The sequence below is a fragment of the Kitasatospora sp. NPDC098663 genome, assembly GCF_044760075.1.
Taxonomy (GTDB): Bacteria; Actinomycetota; Actinomycetes; order Streptomycetales; family Streptomycetaceae; genus Kitasatospora.
Genome location: NZ_JBIWAP010000005.1, coordinates 210,528 through 229,430, shown reverse-complemented (window position 1 = coordinate 229,430; position 18,903 = coordinate 210,528). Strand labels below are relative to the sequence as shown.

General features: G+C 72.5%; 10 protein-coding genes. 5 read left to right on the top strand and 5 right to left on the bottom strand.

Annotated features, from left to right (window positions below):
* Positions 1-27: 27 nt before the first annotated feature.
* Complete coding sequence (locus ACIQVZ_RS07695) at positions 28-3,873, bottom strand: cytochrome D1 domain-containing protein (protein ID WP_402447970.1); 3,846 nt, start codon at positions 3,871-3,873, stop codon at positions 28-30.
* Positions 3,874-4,157: 284 nt separating this feature from the next.
* Between ACIQVZ_RS07695 and ACIQVZ_RS07690 the strand changes: the two genes are divergently transcribed.
* Positions 4,158-4,472, top strand: coding sequence for a hypothetical protein (locus tag ACIQVZ_RS07690; RefSeq protein WP_402447968.1), 315 nt, complete (start codon positions 4,158-4,160; stop codon positions 4,470-4,472).
* A gap of 80 nt (positions 4,473-4,552) precedes the next feature.
* Here ACIQVZ_RS07690 and ACIQVZ_RS07685 read toward each other — a convergent pair whose 3' ends face one another.
* Complete coding sequence (locus ACIQVZ_RS07685; protein WP_402447967.1) at positions 4,553-5,275, bottom strand: TetR/AcrR family transcriptional regulator; 723 nt, start codon at positions 5,273-5,275, stop codon at positions 4,553-4,555.
* Between the two features lie 107 nt (positions 5,276-5,382).
* On the opposite strand from ACIQVZ_RS07685, the gene ACIQVZ_RS07680 reads away from it, so the two are divergent.
* On the top strand, positions 5,383-6,981 hold the full coding sequence (locus ACIQVZ_RS07680) for an FAD-dependent monooxygenase (RefSeq protein ID WP_402448077.1): 1,599 nt from the start codon (positions 5,383-5,385) through the stop codon (positions 6,979-6,981).
* Positions 6,982-7,028: 47 nt separating this feature from the next.
* Here the strand turns inward: ACIQVZ_RS07680 and ACIQVZ_RS07675 are convergent, their stop codons facing one another.
* On the bottom strand, positions 7,029-7,235 hold the full coding sequence (locus ACIQVZ_RS07675) for a hypothetical protein (protein ID WP_350875769.1): 207 nt from the start codon (positions 7,233-7,235) through the stop codon (positions 7,029-7,031).
* 208 nt (positions 7,236-7,443) lie between these two features.
* Positions 7,444-9,537, bottom strand: a complete 2,094-nt coding sequence (locus ACIQVZ_RS07670) for a hypothetical protein (protein WP_402447966.1) — start codon at positions 9,535-9,537, stop codon at positions 7,444-7,446.
* A 191-nt stretch (positions 9,538-9,728) separates the two neighbouring features.
* Here ACIQVZ_RS07670 and ACIQVZ_RS07665 point away from each other — a divergent pair, with 191 nt between their 5' ends.
* Both ACIQVZ_RS07665 and ACIQVZ_RS07660 read left to right on the top strand, forming a co-directional pair.
* Positions 9,729-10,682, top strand: a complete 954-nt coding sequence (locus ACIQVZ_RS07665; protein WP_402447964.1) for a hypothetical protein — start codon at positions 9,729-9,731, stop codon at positions 10,680-10,682.
* Positions 10,679-17,041: a hypothetical protein gene (locus tag ACIQVZ_RS07660; protein WP_402447962.1), complete on the top strand. Its 6,363-nt coding sequence runs from the start codon at positions 10,679-10,681 to the stop codon at positions 17,039-17,041. Before ACIQVZ_RS07665 ends, ACIQVZ_RS07660 begins: the two co-directional genes overlap by 4 nt.
* An 85-nt stretch (positions 17,042-17,126) precedes the next feature.
* Here ACIQVZ_RS07660 and ACIQVZ_RS07655 read toward each other — a convergent pair whose 3' ends face one another.
* On the bottom strand, positions 17,127-17,837 hold the full coding sequence (locus ACIQVZ_RS07655; RefSeq protein ID WP_402447960.1) for a TNT domain-containing protein: 711 nt from the start codon (positions 17,835-17,837) through the stop codon (positions 17,127-17,129).
* Positions 17,838-18,423: 586 nt separating this feature from the next.
* On the opposite strand from ACIQVZ_RS07655, the gene ACIQVZ_RS07650 reads away from it, so the two are divergent.
* Positions 18,424-18,822, top strand: coding sequence for a hypothetical protein (locus ACIQVZ_RS07650; RefSeq protein ID WP_402447958.1), 399 nt, complete (start codon positions 18,424-18,426; stop codon positions 18,820-18,822).
* The last annotated feature ends 81 nt before the right edge of the window (positions 18,823-18,903 follow it).

Genomic DNA, 18,903 nt, shown 5'->3' with positions numbered 1-18,903 from the left:
CCCCGGACGGTTCCGCCGCGAGGCCGCTCACCGGCAGGCGTGGCCCGTGGCGGAGCCGGCGAGGGATTCGGGCCAGTGGTTGCTCCGGCTCAGGTCGCAGATGCGGTCGGCGGTCCGGTCCGCGTCCGTGGGCCACAGCCGTGCTCCGTCGCCGGCGGCGGTGAGGAGCGTGCTCTGGTCGGGGCTGAAGGCGGCCGTGTGCACGGCTCTGGTGTGACCGACGAGCAGGGCCGTGACCTGCTGTGATGCCACGTCCCACAGGCACACCGTGCCGCTGGCGTCCGTGCTGGCCAGCGTGCGGCCGTCGGCGCTGAAGGCGACGGAGAAGACGGTGTTGATGTGGCCGGTGAGGGTGGCGACCGTCCGGCGCTGCGCCACGTCCCACAGGCGCACGGTGGCGTCGGAGCTGCCGGTGGCCAGGGTGCGGCCGTCGGGGGAGAAGGCCAGGGAAGATATGGCGTTGGTGTTCTCCGACAGCACGGCGAGGGTGCGGTGCGTGGCCAGGTCCCACAGGCGCACCGTCCCGTCGTACCCGGCGGTGGCCAGGGTGCGGCCGTCGGGGGCGAAGACGGCCTTGGAGACCAGGCTGGTGTGCCCCTGGAGGACCGCCGTCGTCTGGTGGGTCGCCACGTCCCACAGTCGCACGGTCGTGTCGAGGCTGCTGGTGGCCAGGGTGCGGCCGTCGGGGGAGAAGGCGACGCTCGACACCTGGTCGGTGTGGCCTTCGAGGGTGGCCACCGGGCGGCCTGACGCGGCGTCCCACAGGCGTGCCGTGCGGTCGGAGCTCGCGGCGGCCAGCAGCAGGCCGTCCGGGGAGAACGCCAGGTGCATGATGCCCTGGCTGTGCGCCGCGAAGGTCACGGCGGGGCGCAGCGGAGCGGTGGTCCACGAGGTGACGGAGCCGTCGGTGTGGCCGATGGCGAGGGTCCGGCCGTCGGGGGAGTAGGCGGCGACGGTCGCGAGGGTGTCCAGGTCGTTCGTCGCGCTGAAGGTGGCGGCGATCTGGCGGCTCTTGAGGTCCCACGTGTGGACGATGTTGTCGGTGGCGGTGGTGGCCAGCTCGTTGCCGTCGGGGGAGAGCGCCAGCGCGGGGGCGGAGGTGTTGGTCTCGTGGAGGGTGGCGGTCAGTCGGCGCTCGGCCACGTCCCACAGGGCGACCGTGTTGTCCTGGCCGATCGTGGTCAGGGTGCGGCCGTCGGCGGTGAACGCGGCCTGGCTCACCTCCTGCGTGTGCCCGTTGAGGACGGCCGTGGTGTCGTGCGACGCCACGTCCCACAGCCGCACGGCGCGGTCGGCGCCGGCGCTGGCCAGGGTGCGGCCGTCGGGGCTGAAGGCGACGGTGCCGACGGCGCCGGTGTGGCCGGTCAGGGTGGCGAGCATGCGGTGGGTGGTGGTGTCCCACAGCTTCACGGTGTGGTCGGCGCCGCTGGTGGCCAGGGTGCGGCCGTCGGGCGCGTACGCCACCGCTCGTACGGAACCGGCGTGACCGGTGAGCGTCGTGAGGGCGCGTTGGGACGCCACGTCCCACAGCCGGGCGGTCTGGTCGTACCCGGCGGTGGCCAGGGTGCGGCCGTCGGGCGAGAACGCCGCCGAGGAGACGGCGCCGGTGTGGCCGGTGAGGATGCCCGTCGTGCGGTCGGAGGCGACGTCCCACAGCCGTACGGTGCGGTCGGCGCCGGCGCTGGCCAGGGTGCGGCCGTCGGGGCTGAAGGCGACCGTGTTGACGATGCCGGTGTGGCCGGTCAGGGTGGCGAGCATGCGGTGGGTGGTGGTGTCCCACAGCTTCACGGTGTGGTCGGCGCTGCCGGTGGCCAGGGTGCGGCCGTCGGGCGCGTACGCCACTGCCGTCACGGTGCCGGTGTGACCGGTGAACTGGTTGGAGGAGTAGGCGGCGTAGGCGCTCAGCAGGCTGCCGCGGGCCTCGGTGGTGCGGGCCGTCCGGTAGCCCTCCAGCGCGACCAGCGCCGCGGCCTCGGGCTGCGTTTCGAGGAGTTGCCTGGACTGGGCGGCCCGTTCGCGGGAGACCGCGACGCGGCGCTGCGCGTCGGACTGCTCCCCCTGGACGAACGCGGTCACCGCCAGCACCAGGGAGAGCACGGTCAGGACGGCCAGCGCCACGACCGTCCGGCGCCGGCGACGGCCACGCTGGCCGTCCGCCGCGGTGCTTGCGTCCAGGAAGGCGGACTCGAGCCGGTTGAGCGCCGCGCCGCGGGTACGGGACCAGCTCCAGGCGGTGGCGAGCTGCGCTCCCCGGTACAACGCGCCCGGGTCGCGCTGGAGTTCGTGCCAGGTCAGGGCGGCCTGGGTGAGCCGGCGGTGTGTCCGCAGGGCCTCGCGGTCGACGTCGAGCCAGTGGCGCAGCCGAGGCCAGGCGCGGATGACCGCTTCGTGGGCGACGTCGACGGTGCCGTCGGCCAGGACGATCAGGCGGGCGGCGGCGAGCCGGTGCAGGAGGTCGTCGACGGTCGCGGCGTCGGCGAGGCCGTCGAGTTCCTTCCGGGCCAGGCGGCGGCGGGTGTCCTCGGTGCCCTCGCCCGGGGCGGTGAGCCGGAGGAACAGCAGCCGCATGGCCTCCTGGTGGCCCGGCGGGAGAGCGGCGTACATGGCCTCGGCGGTCTGGGTGATGGCTCCCCGCATGCCGCCGGTGGCCCGGTAGTCGGCCAGCCGCAGGACGGTCCCGCGGTGCCTGGTCCAGGTCTCGCGCATCGCGTGGGCCACCAGCGGCAGCGCGCCGGGCTGGCCGGTGGCCTCTGCGAGGACGGCCTCCAGCAGGTCGGGGTCCACCACGACGCCCGCTCGGGCCGCGGGTTCGACGACGATGTCCCGCAGTTCGGCCCGGGTGGGTGCGCCGACCGGCAGTTGGGCGCCGGAGCGGAGGGCGGCGGCCAGGGCGGGGTGGGCGAGGCAGCGGTCGTAGAAGTCGGCGCGCACGCTGATGACGACCCGTACCCGGGCCTCGGCCGCGCCGGCCCCGGCCGCTCCGCCGCCGGCTGTGCGGCCGTCGGCCGTCCCGTCGACGGCCGTCCCGTCGACGGCCGTGCGGTCGCCGGCCGTCCAGGCCAGGCAGGCCAGGGCCGCCTCCCGCTCCCCGGCGTCCGCGCAGGTGGTGAAGAGCTCCTCGAACTGGTCGACGACGAGGACGACGCGCCGGTCGGCGGGCTGCGTGACCAGCCAGGTGTCCAGCGCGATCCCCAGGGCCGCGGGCTCGTCGGCCAGCGCGCGGGACAGTGCCTCGGCGTCACCGCCCGTCAGGGCGCAGACCGCCAGGGCCAGCGCCCGCAGCGGGTGGTCGCCGGGGACCAGCGGCGCGGTGTGCCAGGACTCGTCGAGCCGGGGGAGCAGCCCGGCCCGCAGCAGTGAGGACTTGCCGCTGCCGGAGGCGCCGACGACTGCCGTCAGCCGGTGGTCACCCACGTGCCGGACCAGGTGGCTCACCAGTTCCGACCGGCCGAAGAAGATGTCGGCGTCCCCCGTGCCGAACGCGGCCAGTCCCAGGTACGGGCAGCGAGCGGGGTCGCCCCCGTCCGCGCGGTTCTCATCGCCGTCCTGTGCCGTGGCGGCCGGCCCCTGGACGGCGCGGGAAGCCGCCAGCCAGCGGGCCTCCCACTCCGCCTTCTCCCCGCCGCACACCCGCGCGTAGGCGAGCACCACGGCCAGCGACGGCAGGCGCTCGCCCTTCGCCGCCTCCGCCAGCGTGCTGGCGGAGTAGTGCGACTCCTTCGCCAGCGCGCGGTAGCTCGGTGCGCCCGACCGGTCCCGCAACTGGCGAAGCTCCCAGGCGAGCCGCTCCACCGGACCGGCCTGCGGATCGACGAACCGCTCCGGTCTGCCCAGTCGGGCCTTGCGCTGTGTCCCGTTCGGCCGCGCGTCCACGTTCACCACCCCTGGCAGGCCCCTCCCGCCCCCTCACATCGTTGTCCGACTTGAATGTCCTGCCCAGAGGGCTCTTTCGGACAATGCGCCGCCGCTGCAGAGTTCTCGGCAACGGGGGGTTCGCCGGAACACCTCGTGGCGTTCGGGGGACGGCCCGGTGGCAGCCGCTTGCCACCGGGCCGAGCGCCTCAGGTGCCGCCGCGCAGGTGCCGCCGCTCAAATCGGCACCTGCGCGGAGGACCCGTCGTCAGCGCCAAAGACATCCGCCGGTTGCCGGCACACCTGTGACGCAGCTCACTGGAACTGCTTCGCGGCGGCCGGACAACCAGAGGTGTGGACTGTTCGCTGCACGAACGGATCGGAGCCGGGGGCCCGGGCGCCTTCCGGCAGTCGTTCCAGGAGCACTCGCACGCGGTTCCGGCACACGCGGGCCGGACCAGCAGGCGTTCGTCACCATCGCCGACCTGATCCGTGAACAGGCCGTCCCCGGGGAGCTCGCCGCCGCGCTCTACCAGGCCGCCGCCCGCACCCCCGGTGTCGTCCTCCTCGACAGCGCCACCGACGCCGCCGGGCGCCAGCCGGGCAACGCCCAGGCCTGACCTTCACCTGCCCGTCGCTCCGGCCCTCGTTCTCCGGCCGGGGCGGCGGGCGGAGCTGTGTGAACGGAGTCGGACAGGGCCTAGCGGCGGCCGAGGCCGTCGATCATCAGGGAGACGGCGAAGTCGAAGCGTTCGTGGCCCGTGCCGGCGGTGATTTCGGCGGCGTGGCGGGTGGTGTGGGGGAAGGCCGCGGCGGGCAGGGCGGTGAGGCGGCGCAGCAGTTCGTCGCGGTCGAGGACCCACGCGTCGTCGTCGTGTGCTGCACGCTGGCGCACGATCGAGGCTTCGAGGCAGTACGCGGCCACGTACAGCAGGAGCGCGTCGACGGCCCAGGCGGCGGCCTGCGGCGCGACGCCGCCGGCGAGCAGGATCGCCAGCATCCCTTCGCTGACGCGCATGGTTTCGAGGTCGGTGGGGGCCATGGCGAGCGCGGCGCGGGAGATCCCGGGGTAGTCCAGGTACTGGTCGCGGATCCGGGTGCAGATGCTGCGGATCTGGTCCCGCCAGGTCGCGGGGTCGGGCTCGGGCAGGGCGAGCGCGGCGCACAGCCGTCCGATGAGCAGCTCGTCGAGGTCGGCCTTGTTGACGACGTGGGCGTAGAGCGAGGCGGGCCCGGTGTCGAGGGCGCCGGCGAGGCGGCGCATGGTCAGTGCCTCGTAGCCCTCGGTGGCGATGACGTCCAGCGCGGTGTCGACGACCTGGTCCACGGTGAGGGGGGCCTTGCGGCGCCGCGGCCTGGGGTCGGTTCCGGCGTCGGGGTTCGGCGGCTGGTGGCGTGCCGCGCGTCGCTCTCTCGGGTTCACCGGACCATCATAGCTTGACACGAACGCCGTTCGTTTATAGAACACTGTTCGTGACCAGGAATGTGAACCAGAACTCGAACCAGCTCGTGAGCCGTGAGCACCAGGACATGGATGTGGACGTGGACGTGGACGTGGACGTGACCGTCGTCGGCGCCGGGCCGGTGGGCCTCGTGCTCGCCGCCGAGCTGGCGCTCACCGGGGCGACGGTGCAGGTGCTCGAACGACTCGCCGAGCCGGACCGGTCGATGAAGGCGGGGGCGATCAACGTCCCGACGGCCGAGGCACTCGACCGCCGCGGCCTGCTGCCGGCCGCCGAACAAGTCCAGCGGGAGCAGCTCGAACGGGTCGGGTCGTTCGCCCGCGCGGTCGACCAGCCGCCCGGCGGCGACCGGCCGGCACGCGCACCCCGCTTCACCGGGCACTTCGCCGGGATGGTCCTCGACGCCGGCCTCGTGGACTGGTCCGACGCCGACCTCGCTGCGCACACCGCCGTCGACGGAGCGCGGATGGTGCCGCAGCGCGAGCTGGAGGCGCTGCTGGCCGGCCACGTCGCGCGCCTGGGCGTGGCGGTGCGTCGCGGGGTGGAGGTCACCGGGCTCGAAGACACCGGCGACGGCGTGCTCGTCACCACCACCGCCGGCACGGTGCGCACCGGATGGTTGGTCGGGTGCGACGGCGGACGCAGCACCGTGCGCCGCCTCGCGGGCATCGGCTTCCCCGGCACCGACCCCGAACTCACCGGACACCTGGCGGTCGTCGACATCGACGACCCCACGGTGCTCGCGGACGGATGGGTGTGGTCGGCCAAGGGCGCCTACCGCTGCGGGCCACAGCCCGGACGGGTGGTCACCGTGGAGTTCGGCGGAGCCCCCGTCGACCGCTCCGCGCCGGTCACGCTCGAAGAAGTGCAGGGCAGCCTGCGCCGGGTCTCGGGCACCGACGTCACGCTCACCGCGCTGCGCGGCACCGCGACCCGCTGGAGCGACAACGCCCGCCAGGCCGCGGCCTACCGCTCGGGGCGGGTGCTCCTGGCCGGCGACTCCGCGCACGTGCACTCGCCGTTCGGCGGCCAGGGTCTCAACCTCGGGGTCGGCGACGCGATGAACCTCGGCTGGAAGCTCGGCGCCGTCGTCGCCGGGTGGGCGCCCGAAGGGCTGCTCGACACCTACGACGCCGAGCGCCGCCCCCTCGGCGCCTGGGTGCTGGACTGGACGCGGGCCCAGATCGGGGTGATGCGCGGGGACGCCAAGTCGGCCGCGCTCCGGGAGGTCGTCGCCGACCTGCTGGGCACCGGGGCGGGCGCGACCTACGCGGTCAAGAAGATCTCCGGGGTGGCGCAGCGCATCGACCTGCCCGGCGACCACCCCCTGGTCGGGCGGCACGTCCCCGACCTGTGGCTGGGCGACGGCTCCCGACTGGTCGACCACGGCCACCGCGGCGGGTTCCTGCTGCTCGACCGCACGGCGGACGGCGCGTTCACCCGCCTCGCCGCGGGCTGGACCGGGCGGGTGGCCACTGTGACCGCTGTGCCCGACGGCCACGCGACGCCGACCGCAGTCCTCGTCCGCCCGGACGGAGTGGTCGCCTGGGCCTGCGACACCACCGACACCGCCACCACCGATACCGTCATTGCCGGCCTCGAAGCCGCCCTGCACTGCTGGGCGGGCAAGCCGTCCCCCTCGCCGCAGCCCGAGCCGGTGCGCTGAACTCCGAACCCTCCGACCGCCCCCGGAACCTGGAGTGGCTTGGACGGTCACCCGGCGGTCGTGAAGTCCGGACGAGGTTTCTCCTCGGCGCTCACCCATCGCTCCGCTCGATCGTACGAGTAGAAGCGCAGCGGTTCGGAGCGGGGCGGCAGCGCCTTCACCAGCTGACCGGTCTCGTGGTCCCGGATGACCCAGACCGGGTACGAGGCCCCGTGAGCGGCGTCGGCGGGAACGATCCCGTACCGCCGGCTCATCGGCGGGTCACCTGGACGAACCCGCCGGCCTTCTCGACCCGCCGGGAGAACTCGTCGAACTCGCCGTCGATGGGGGAGACGGTCGCCCTGGACGGGATGAGGATCGCCATGCTCTGGATCGGCTGCAAGGCGGCCAGAAGCAGGGGGCGTTGCCCCGGGGGCCCACCGACGAACGAACCGCCCGGCCGCGTACGGCGGGTGAGGGCCGTCATGTGCCCCGGGTCGTCCCGGGTTCGCTCCGGCGATCGGCCGGCAGGAGGTCGCTGTCCGGGGCGAGGACGGTGGCCAGTCGTCGTGTCCCGCGTCCGGGGTGCCGGGCCAGCTCGCGGAACAGGATTTCCACGGCCCCGCTCCGGCGACCGGTCGGAGCGGGGCGGCACCATCGGACCAGGTGCCGACAGGTCAGGTCGAAGACCCCGTCGTGCTCCAGGCTGCGGCGGATCAGTTCGACGATCGGCTCCATGCACTCGCCCTCGGCGAGGATTTCATGGTGGAACCAGGACGCCTCGGTGAGGGGATCCGCCAGGAGATGCGGAAAGAGGCGCAGGGCCGATTCGGCGTCGGCCTCGCTCTGCCGCAGCCAGCTCGCCAGGTGCCGCACCACCGTCGGCTGGCTGCCTGAGGTGAACAGGCTCACCACGGAGGGACGGACGGCGCGTTGGACCAGCAGGCTGGGTTCACCGCCGGGCCCGTGTGCGGCCCGTAGGAGTAGCTCCATGGCACGATCCGGTCGAGAGCGTCCGAAGGAGGTGCCGCAGACGTGGGCCAGGGTGACGCGAAGGCGCGGATCGTGGCTCCGACTCAACTGGTTCAGAAAGGAGTCGACTTGTTCAGTCAGAGCCGGATCGTTGGCCGCCGCACTCAGGGCATGGGCCGCGATCGCCCGGTCGGCGCCGCGTCCCGACGCGGCGAGGGCGCCGATCCGCCGGAACGTCCGGGAACCGACGCCGCAACCCGCGGCCAGGCCCAGGGCGCGGCCGGCCGCCGCGGTCAGTTCAGCAGTGTCGGGGACGTGTTCGAGCCATGTGGTCAGCGCGGCGGCGAGGTCGCTGTACTCGCGCCAGACATGTCGTAGGACGGCTTGCGCCTGCCGGTGTCGGGTGAATCGGACCGGCTCCGGCGTCCGGGGGCGAGGTGGCCCGGTGCGGATCTCCGGCGGCATCCGCTCTGCGCGGACGATGTGCAGCAGTTCCTCCCACGGCCACGCGAGGACGAATCCGGGATCGGTGCAGAGCTGTGGGCTTCCGTCGCCTCGGTTCTTCGGCACGGTCCGAGGAGCGCCGTCGACGATGCCGAGGAGCCGTTCTGCCTGTTCCTGGACGACCCGGTAGTCGAGGCCCTCGAAGACGCAGACGGCCAGCAGGAACGCCAAGGCGTGCGGGTTCGCGCGCAACTCGGCGACGATGCGGGGAGCTTCGCTGTCGGCGAGGAGGTCCAGTCGCTCCCGCAGACTGCCGAGTGTCGGGGGCTCCCCGGCCGAGGTGGCCACCGCCGTCGCCAGCTCGGCGACTTCGGCGGGTACCAGTTCGGGGACGAGCAGGGAGTCCAGCAGACCGGGCGCCAGGCCTCCGAGCAGCCGGTCGCGTTCGTTCGGGTCCGGTACTGCGGCCGCGAAGCGGGTCGCGAACACGGCTTCGGGGACGGGCGGTCGGTGTCTCAGCGGACTGACGTGGAGCTCGTGTTCCAGACCTCGGACGAGTTCGGGGCTGTCGGGTACGACGATCACCAGGTAGGCGTCGGCGCTGTCCAGCGATTGCCGGAGATGATGCACGGTGCTGAGCCTCAAGGGGCGTGGGGCCTGCCGGTCGTCCAGCAGGTAGCCGCCGGCCGCTCCTCGCCGGGGCCGCCACGACGACAGGTCCGTACCGCCGTCGACGGCCCACAGCGTGCTGTCCGGTCGACTGCGGCGCGGAAGCAGGCGCAGCAGCAGGTTGACGGCCGCGGTGCGCCGTCCCGTCCCCGGCCGCCCGGTGAGGAAGAACAGCCGCGCTCCGGGTGACGCCAGGGCGCCGGTGAACCAGTCCGGTTCCGCGAAGCCCGATTGCGCATCGGCGAGCTCCGCCGGTGGGATCGGGCCGCTGCGGACGTGTAGGTGAGGGTCCTCATGATGGGCCGCGTGTTCGTTGAGGATGCGCTGGTCGCCGTGTACCGAACCGGTGTTGATGTTTCCGTGCGGCGCGTAGATGACCGGGCCGGTCCGATCGCCGGCGCTCAGGAGGTCGGCCAGGTCCTCGAACGAGGTACCGGTACCGCACTCCTCGTCCGCCGCCTCGTCGGGATGCGTGTCCGGGGGGTTGGCCATGGCCGGACACTAGCGGGTTTCGAGGTAACGATGGGCAAACGCCGGGATTCGATTGCGATGATCAACAAGACTGGTATACAGGGAAGTTGGCAGCTCGAAAGTCGTCTGCACGGTCGCTCCGGACCGCTGCGGTGAAGGGAGGAAGGGTGACGAAGGGTGCGCGGGTGGGTGGGTATTCGGGAGCGGTGACCGTGCTGACGACCCTGCCGGTGATGTACCAGGCAGTTCTGCGCCAGCTCGATGAGGTGGAGCGATGGCCGGTCGGGGCAGGGGAGTTCGTGGCGTGCGGCCGGCTGGCCGGGAGTTCGTGGCGGGTCGCGCCCGTCCTCGTCAGCGGGTACGACCGGGCCGCCGCGGTGATTGCCGAACGTGTCGGTGAAACCGAACCCGCGGCCCTGTTCTTCGTCGATGTCGTGAACTGCCTGGAGGACGACATCGCGCTGGGCGACGTCGTGGTCGCCACCGAGGTGCGTCACGAACCGGTGGGCCCGTACTCCGAGGGGCTCGGCGGCTCTCCACGGCCGTGGCAGCCACCGGTGTCCCTGGTGCAGGATGCCTCGGCAGCTCTCGCCGACGGGCGATGGCGCGACCGGATCGCTCCGGGGGTGCTCCTGACCGGGAGACCGGCCGTCCACTTCGAGCCCATCGTTTCCGGAGGTGTCCCGATCGACGTGACGGCCGCAGAGGTGGCCGGAGAGGTGGCCGAACGGTCGAGCAACGACCACCAGGACGCGGTGGCGGTCGACGACGGGAGCGCAGGGCCCGCCGTGGCGTACCTGCGCCGTGCCCGCCAGGCGCTGGTGGTGTGCGGGGTGGGCGGTCGTGCGCAGGATGCCGGACGAGCCGTCGACGCCGACGGGTCGCGATCGAGAGCGGCTGCTTCCGCTGCCGCCGCGGTGTCGTCCGTGATCGCCGGCCTCCCTCCGAGGCAGTCGGCCGGTCCAGGTGGTGGCACGTCCGCCGCCACGTCCGCCGCAGCACGGGACCGACCTGCGGGCAGGACCGGCGGTGATCGCCGTTACGGCGGTGACCACTACGAGTTCAACGGAGTCTTCACGGGTTCGACGGTGACGGGCAGGCAAACGGTGACGGGCGGACAAGCAGGTCGCCGTGCGGAGCGGCCCCACCCGGGTGGTGATCGTTGAGGAGTCTGTTCCAGGTCCAGGCCGAACGGCTGTGCCGGGTCCGGGCGGGCAGCGATCCGGTCGAGGACCTTTTTCCGCTCGGGTACGACGGCTTCCTGGACGAGGAGGCGGGATATCGGCCGGTGGACGGTCAAGTGCTCCCGGGGGCCCTGCTGAGGCCGGAGGAAGTGGCGGGAGCCGGGGCCATGGTGTTGCTGGGCGAGCCCGGCGGCGGGAAGACGACGGTGCTGCGACGGCTGGTCGAGGACTTGACACCGCTGGACCCGGCGGACCCGGCGGACCCGGCGAACCCGGAGACCTCGGACAGCTACGTCTGGGTCGACGGCTCCGAGCTGACCGAGTACTCCTACCAGCAGCTGGTCGGACGGTTCCTGGACGGCCTGCCCCGTAAGCCCCGGCGGAGCGGGGACGGTACGGGGTCGGAGCCGCCCCGGGTGGCATCACGGACGGCAGCCGCCCGCCGCCTGACCATCGTGCTGGACCAGCTGGACGAGAGCCCCCGGCTGCTCCCCCTGCACGGCGCCCTGGCGAGGTCGCTGAACGGCAGGGACACCACGGGCCTGCGGATGCTGCTGGCCTGCCGAACCGCCGACTGGCCCCCGCGGCTGACCGACGTACTCACCGAACACTTCAGCGACTGCCTGTTCGTCGACCTCGCGCCACTGTCCCGTGCCGAGGCCGTGCGCCTGGTCGACAGCACCGGTACGGACGGCGGGGAACTCGTGACCGCCGCGGTGTCGGTCGGCGCGGGCGCCCTGGCCAGCGCGCCGCTGACGCTGGAACTGCTCGTCCGTTCCTGCCGGGAGAACGACGGCCTGAGCGGCGATCCGCACGGACTCTTCGCGAGCGGTGCCCGGCTGCTGGCCGCCGAACACGATCCCGGACGCAACACCCCGGGCCCACCGCAGACGTTGCCCAAGCAGCGCGTGGAGATCGCCGGCCGGATCGCCGCCCGGATGCTGCTGTCGGGACGACGGACGCTCTGGCACGAGCCCGCGCACCGCGATCAGCTGCACCGGCTCGACCTGGAGATCGACGACGTGGCCGGGGGAGAGGAGGAGACCGCGCCGGGGGACCGCTTCCAGGTCACCCCGCCGGCGGTGCGGGAGGTGCTTCACACCGCCCTGTTCACCGCGACCAACCGTGAACGCAGCGCGTTCCGGCATTCGTCGCTGTCGGCCTATCTCGCCGCCTCCTACCTGGTGCGTCGACGGTTGACGCGCCGGCAGCTGAAGGCGCTCTTCCTGGTCGACATCCCGGGCGCGAGCGCGGCCCGCATCCCTCCGCCCCTGCGCGAGACGGCGGCCTGGCTGGTCGCCCTCGATCCGGAGCACGTCGGATGGCTGGCCGACGCGGATCCCGAGAGCGTGACCGTCCACAGCTCGCTGGTGCGGTCCGATGCGATGCGCGAGCTGATCGTGGCCCGGCTCCTGGAGGACGCGGCCGAGGTGGAGTTGAGCCCCAACCGGTGGCAGCTCACCCGCTGGAGCCTGCTGCACCCACGGTTGGGGGAGCAACTCCGGGCGGCCCTGGTGGGCGACCCGACCGCGCTGGACGACGACTGGCCGATGCGGGCGCGGGTACGGGTGGCTCTGCAGCTCGCCCGGGGCTGCGCCGCGTCGGCCCTGGTGGTCCCGTTGCTCGCGCTCTGCCGCGACGACCGTTGGCCGGCGACCGAGCGCCGGCTCGCCATGAGCGCGGCGTTCGCCTGCGCCCCCGAGCTGGCCGCGACGGAACTGCGGCCCCTGCTCGGTTCCCTGGAGGACGACGAGTACGCCGCGCGCGTCGATCCGGACGATGAGCTCCGAGGCGTCCTGCTGACCGGACTCTGGCCCGGTCAGCTCGACCTCGCGGCGGTGCTGAGGGTGCTGCGACCACCGCGGAACACCCAGCTGTACGGCAGCTATCGCGCGTTCCTCCGAGTTCTGGTGGCCGACTGCGACGAGGAGCAGGCGGCCGGTCTGCTGCGCCGGCTGGTCGCCCGGGACTCCGGGTTCCCCGGTTCGGACGATCCGGCGGTGGAGCAGTTCGTCGACGCGGTCGTCGATCGCGTGCTGAGCTCCGAGCGTGCCGCGGCGCTCTGTCCGCAGGCGGCGGTGATCGTCGCCGGGCGCCTCCGGCGGCACGCGCGGGTTTCCTGTCCGAGCGCCATGGACGACACCGGGCCGGGCGTCTGCGATGCCGCCGCGGCCCGGTCCCGCCGGTTGGCGTTCGTGGACGCGCTGGTCAGGGAGAGCCTCAGCGACGGTCGGTCGTCCGTGGTGGTGCTGTGGGAGCTCACCCGCCCGCGGTGGGCGGCACCGGATCGTGGGTCCCTGTGCAGTCTGGCGAGGGCGGAGGACTTCGGGTGGGTCCTGGACCAGGGGGAGAGGGCGGTGCGGGCCGGCGAGCCGGAGGCCGCGGAAGCCTACGCGACCCTCGCGCTCCACCTCTACCGCCACGACGACCGGAAGGCTTTCGAACTCCTCTGGGAGCGGCGGGAGGATCCGACCTGGGCGCGATTGAAGTGGATCTTCGAGGGGGTTCCGCTGGACGGTGAGATGGCGGACTTCCTGCGCATGAACTCCGAAGCCGAACGCGATTCGTCCGAGACGGCCGGCGCATCCGCCGAACTGTCCGGTTTTCAGCATGCGGCACTTGTCGGTGCCCGAAGCGGTGACACCGACAGCTTCTGGAAATTGCTGTGGAACCTCCAAGTGCCTCCCGAAGGCGGCAGGACCGAGGCGTGCGACAGCGGTGACATCAAGGACTGGCCGGGCGCCGCGCTGTTCTCCACCGAGCAGCTCGCCGAAATTCCGGACTGCGCGCTGCACTACCTCCGGGCCGAGCACGACCACCGTGACTCCTGGCTCGGCACGGACAAGCAGGACCTGCGAGCCTGGGCGGGCCATCAGGCGCTCGTCCTCCTGTACCGGGCCGGCCGAATCGGCGAGGTTTCCGAACAGATCTGGTCCCGTTGGACAGCGGCAGTCGCGTGCAGTCCGCCGACCGCACCTGAGGAGGCACTTCGCGAAGTGCAGGCCGCGCTCCTGCGCCTCGCCGCCGAGCACGCTCCGGACGATTTCGCCGAAACCGTCGAACGACGTGTTCGAGCGGACCTGGAGCACGGGCGGCACCCGTGGAACCTGCGGCTCCTGGAACCGCACTGGTCCGCGCCGTTGGCCCGCGCGATGGAGGGCCTGGCCCGGTCGGTGGTCGAGGGGATCGGGCCGTCAGCGGGTGACGACAGGGCGGCGTTGGACACCTGGTCGGTGCTGCTCGAAGCGTTGCTGCCGGCGGGAAGCGAGCCGGCACACGCTCTCGTGGCCGAGGTGCTGAAGGGGGTGGCGGACTTCCAGGAGCCCGCCGGAGGGGAGCTGGCGGTGAGGGCGGCCAAGGCGCTGCTGACCACGGACTCCCCCGGGGCGTGGCCGCGCCTTCGGACGCTGACCGGCAGATCGGAGTCGTTCAGCCGCGGCCTGGCGCAGGCCTGTACCGCGGAGGAGGACCGGCAGCGGATCGAAGCACCGCTGGCAGAGGCCGAACTGGCCGAGCTCTACCGCTGGCTGCACTCCCTGTCCGCCGCAACCGAACTCGCCTACCCCGTCGGAGCCCATGTCATCGGTGTCGAGCAGCAGGTCGTGGAGTGGCGGGACGCCATCCCCCGGACGCTGACTCGCAGATGCACCCCGGAAGCGCTCCGTGTCCTGAAGTCACTGGTCGCGGAATTCCCTTGGCGAATGGGTCTGAAGTCCGCGCTCGTCGCCGCACAGAACGGCTATGCCGCGGCCGGATGGTCGGGAGTTCCCCTCGACGAACTGGTCGGCATCCTGTCGTCCCCCGGACAGGGGGGAACGATCGTCCTGGGGGACCACTACGAGTTCAACGGTCACTACATCGACACGAACGTCATCGGACAGCTGAACGGCAGGTCCGAACTCCCCTCGTCCGAGGACGGGTTCGCTCGCCCGATCGGCCTCGGTCACAGGGCTGCGGCCGCTGCGCGCCAGGTTCGGCGGGCGGCCTCCGGCGACGACACGGCGAGCGGGTCGGCCAGGAGGGACGCGCTCCTCGCCGGCCTGTCCGCCAGCCGGGGACGGCTGGTGACTCGCTGGCTCGCCGTGGGGCTGGCACCCGAACAGGCGGAGGAGCTGGCCGACGACGGCGCCGTCGGCGTGTGCCGGGAGTTCGAGCGATTCCACGGCGGACGCAGGATCGCCGTTCTGACCGGCGACTTCGGCTCGGGGAAGACCGTTGCCCTGGAACGCGAGTACCGGGCGTCGGTGCTGCGGGCCGTCGACGACCCCCGCGCGCCGCTGCCGGTCCACCTCACCGTGAAGTCGAGTGGGTCAGACCTGCTGGGAGCGCTCGACGAACAGCTCGCACGGTTCTCCGGCGACCACGACCAGGTGACGGTCTTCCTCGACGGCCTGGACGAGTTCGGTGCCGGGCGCTCGGCGGAGATCCTCGACGACCTCCGGGCCTGGGCCTACGGCGGGTCCGGCCGGAAGGTCCTGGCCACCAGCCGCCCCGACAGCCTCCTCCAGAGCACTGACTGCCTCACCCTGCCCGCACTCTCGGACACCGAACTCCGCGACCTCCTCGACAGGGTGGGGGCACCACGGACGCTGGCATGGCACTCCAACCCCGAGATCCGCGACGCACTGCACCGGCCGCTCTTCGCGCTGATCGCCGCCGACTGCCGGAAGGCCGGCTCCGATGTACCCCAGTCACGAGGGGAGTTCCTCGCCGCCCTCGTCGAACGGGCGCTCGCGCGGGCCCCGGGACTCGGTGACGACACGTACACCCTGCTCGGCCGACTCGGCCGGCTCGCCCTGGACTCCGGTGGCGCCGTCCCGGCAGGCGAGGCCGGGACCAGGGAGGAACAGCTCCGGCTCGTCCGGACCAGACTGGTCGTCCACCGGCAGCGCACGCTCACCTTCGCCCTCCCGGTGCTGGGACAGTACTTCGGAGGCCAGTACGTCCTGGACCACGGACTGCCGGAGCTCGTGGAGTTCTCCCCGCAGCGCCGGGACCGGTGGCGGGACGCCCTGACCTTCGTCGTCTCCAGCGGCCCCTGGGACCGCGTGACGGCTCTGCTGGGCGATCTGACGGCCGTCGACCCGGGATTGGCCGCATGGATCACCGAGAAGGCCGTCCCGAGCTTCGGCCGCGGATCGACGGTCGCGCACCCCGAGGCCCTCGAATGCGCCCGGCGCCTGTCCGGGACGCTCGACGCCTGGCTCGGCGGAGTCGGCCGCGCGAGCGCTCTGCTCAGCTGTTCGGACGGAACCGGCCGAGGGGTCCCCATCGGGGTCGGATCGGGCAGCGAGAGTTCCAGCAGCCTCGGCCTCGTGTTCGCCGACCCCACAGCCTTCGACGGCCGTGAGCGCTTCTTCGAGACCACTGCCCCACCGGACCTGAAACGAGGCGAAGTGGACGGGCTGAGGATCACCTCGGTCCGTTCCGTGAGCGTCGCGTCCGATGTCCCCGCCTGGCCGTGGCGGGTCTCCCTGTCCTGGGTGAAGAGCAGCATGGCACAGGTGCTGGAACACAGGGCCTTTCCACTGCCCGACAACCCGACCGCGCGGCTCGAAGAGGCTTGGAGCCTCTCCCGGCTGCTGACCGACCAGAGTGGCACATGGCCGCACCGTCCCGTTCCGATCCCTGACGTCGTCTCCACGATCGACGAGATCTTCCGCCAGGTGCCGGACGCCGTCCTGCTGCGGTTCCGGCGCGGCGAGGTCGTGCCGCGGTGGCAGTTGGCGCAACTCCGCGACCAGTGCGTCGAGCAGAGCCTCCCGATCACGCGTGACGGGTTGATCCACCGCCCCTATCCGGTACCGGACGTCCCGCTGGAGCAGATGACGGGCGACATTTCGAGTGCGTACAGCAAGGAGGTGCTGATCGACCTGGTCGGACAGGTCTACTCCGGGGCCCTCTCCGTCTACGAGGACATCGTCGCGGAGTACCTGTCTCCCGTCCGGCGGACCTTGTTCCTCGGTGGTGCGCTGCCGGTGCGGTTCGCCTGCAAGATCAGCTGGCCCCCCGCCGGGACCGACCGGGGCTTGGACTTCGGGCCCATGTTCTCGCGTGTCGTCGTCCCGTTGCCGCTCGGTTCCTCGTCGCACGTCGATGTCACACGGGTGGAAGACGTCCGTGCCGAACCCGACTCCTGGCCGTGGTCCGGTTCCGTCGACGGCCAGGCCGACTTCCGCCACCTCCGCCCCGAATCGGCCGCATGGTCGAGCCGGAGCGTCGTCCGTGAGGTTCTGTCGGTGTTCGGGGACAGTCCCGCTACGGCTCTCGCCTACAACTGGCTGGCGAAGGACCTCGATGCGGTCGGACTCTCCGATTCGGTCAGCCCATCCTTCGACTAGCCCCGCCGAGCGGGTTGCAGGGCGGGGCGGGGCTGGCCGATGGCCGGTTGCCGGGCGTGCGGGGTCAGGTCCGGCCGCGTGGGGGTCAGGCGTGGCTGTGGCTCGGCAGGCAGAAGTCCTTGTCGGCGTGTTCGGTCAGGTATCCGGCGGTGATGAGGGCGGCGACGTCGTACGTGCCCGGGATGTCGCCCGGCTTCAGGGTCGGGTCGAGCCACTGCTGGAGTCCGTTGCCCGGCTGGGAGAAGGCGCCCGCGATGTGGCCCTGTTGGACGTCGAACGGCCTCTGCACCTCGAAGCAGTGGTAGTTGTCCTCGCCTCCGTTGAGGGAGTCCGGCGGAAGGGCGCGCTGGGGGAACGGCGTGCCGCCGGGGGCGAGGAAGGAGCCGTAGGCGCTGTTCCCGAAGCGGTCCAGCTTCTGGTGCTCCGTCATGCTCTGTACGGTCATGTCGAGGGTGCCGTTGTTGTCGGTGAAGCCGTTGTGGTCCGGGTACTTCCACCCCCTCCAGTCCCGGTACCAGTCCAGGAAGCGCACCGGTGTGACCCCGCCCAGCCGGTCGTAGCCCTTCAGTAGTTTGGTCAGCACGGGGTCCGTCGGCAGGGTGACCGGGCCGAGTTCCTTCCGGGTGCAGAGGTAGTTCTCGGCGCCGGCGTCGTGGACCTTGGGGACGCCCTCGCACTCCGTGATCGGCACCGCTCGGGAGGCGGAGGACTGGGCGGCGGCTGTGCCGGTGGCGGCCAACCCCGTCAGGGGCAGGGCGACCGCCAGCGAGAGGGCGGCGAGAGCGGGGGTGCGCATGGGGGGGCGACTCCGTTCGGGGTGCGGGGCGGCGAGGGCTGCGGCCGTCGGCTCGTCCGGCGGACCGTGTGGCCGCCGGACCCGCGCACAGTTACGCACGGCGATTTGCCTTCGTGTGCGCACAAGATGTCGACGCCGCTGGTGCCCACCCGTTCGGCCGATCTCGGTGGCGGCAGCCGCGCTCGCGGGGCTCGCCCTGGCCCTCGCCGCACCTGCGGCCGGCCACGCGGCCGGCGGTGGAACAGCTCGCCGATCCTGCTCATGGGGCTCGACGGCCGGGCTCCACGTCGAGGTGCTCAGTACCACCTGCGGAGCCTGCTCGGTGGTGCCGTAGCATCCGGATGGTATAACGCACACCTGTCAGCGGGGGAGAGTACTGCACTTGTTGAAGAGATCGACGGCCGTGCCGTCCGTGGCGGCCGCACGGGCGGCCCGCGCGGCCGTGTTGATGGTGTCGGGCGCCCTGGTGCTCGGCTCGTGTTCGTCCGTGGGGTCGCCGGGCGGAGGACGGCAAACGCCGAGCGCGCCCACACGTGTCGAGTCCCGGGACGAAGCGCTGGCCCGGACGGATCGGGTCCACGACCACGTGCGCGAGCTGACGGGCCTTGAGCGGGATCCGTGGAGCAAGCTCATCGGCTACTACAGGTGCCCGGGGCGGGGGTTGGGTATCGCCGACGAGGGCGAGGCGTACCAGCTCAACTCGGGGGTCCTGCTGAAGGCCACGGACGACCAGCGCCCCGAGGTGCTGCGGGCGCTGCGGGAGAAGCTCGCGGGCGAGGGCTTCAGGATCACCTCCTCGGCGTCCGGTTCGGACGCTCAGTCCACCGCGCCCACCGGGGAGTTCGATGCCGTCCACGAGCCCGACGGCTACACCGTTTCGGCGGGTCCGTCGAAGCCTGGCCAGGGTGTGAGTGTGATGGTCGTCCTGCCCTGCCAGGCGCCGCCCACCGGCGCGGCTTCGCCCACTCCGGCGGCCACCGGCTGAGGCCGGCGCGGCGGGTACGTCAACTTCGCTACTGGGCCAGGTGGTTGACGCCAGTCCCGGCGCGCATCCGGCCTCCGGTGT

Coding starts and splice junctions, on each gene's coding strand:
- ACIQVZ_RS07680 (WP_402448077.1), top strand. CDS start 5,383: ATGGATGTGGACGTGGACGTGGACGTGGACGTGACCGTCGTCGGCGCC.
- ACIQVZ_RS07675 (WP_350875769.1), bottom strand. CDS start 7,235: ATGAGCCGGCGGTACGGGATCGTTCCCGCCGACGCCGCTCACGGGGCC.
- ACIQVZ_RS07670 (WP_402447966.1), bottom strand. CDS start 9,537: ATGGCCAACCCCCCGGACACGCATCCCGACGAGGCGGCGGACGAGGAG.
- ACIQVZ_RS07655 (WP_402447960.1), bottom strand. CDS start 17,837: ATGCGCACCCCCGCTCTCGCCGCCCTCTCGCTGGCGGTCGCCCTGCCC.